This is a genomic window from Adlercreutzia equolifaciens (assembly GCF_029076695.1).
In the GTDB taxonomy this organism is placed as follows: domain Bacteria; phylum Actinomycetota; class Coriobacteriia; order Coriobacteriales; family Eggerthellaceae; genus Adlercreutzia; species Adlercreutzia equolifaciens_A.
This window is the reverse complement of record NZ_JARFIK010000090.1, coordinates 1-397: the sequence shown is the minus strand read 5'-3', so window position 1 is coordinate 397 and position 397 is coordinate 1. Positions and strand designations below refer to the sequence as shown.

The 397-nt window shown below is 42.6% G+C and carries 2 protein-coding genes; both read right to left on the bottom strand.

Annotation, left to right across the window (positions count from 1 at the left end; genetic code table 11):
* Positions 1–150: ATP-dependent dethiobiotin synthetase BioD (gene bioD, locus PZH32_RS14265; protein WP_428994036.1), on the bottom strand; the 150-nt coding region annotated here is incomplete at its 3' end.
* Positions 151–167: 17 nt separating this feature from the next.
* On the bottom strand, positions 168–397 hold a 230-nt coding region (locus PZH32_RS11600; protein WP_275208411.1), incomplete at its 5' end, for a biotin transporter BioY.

Genomic DNA, 397 nt, shown 5'->3' with positions numbered 1-397 from the left:
ACTTTCTTCTATGGACTCTGCACCTGATAATGCAGCCTTATAATAGCCTGCATGGATTCCTGCATCCGCCAGCTTTTTCACGATTAATGCTGTGACATATGTCTTTCCTACATCTGTGCCGGTGCCCGTCACAAATATTCCTTTTGCCATAATCTCATGCCCCTTTTTTATTCGCTCAGATAAAATCCGCTTTTTCGCATTCTAAGTCCCACACCGGCTGCCAGCAGACATAATACAAAATCTCCAGGCATATCTAATGGGAAGCAGGACAAAAAGATTACACCCAATGTTGCCGGTGTATGTGCATAAAAGTTCAAGATTATGAATTTATACACGATTCCGATCGCATACGTCACAACAAATCCTGCAAGACAGGCAAGCAGATAGTTCTTGTAAC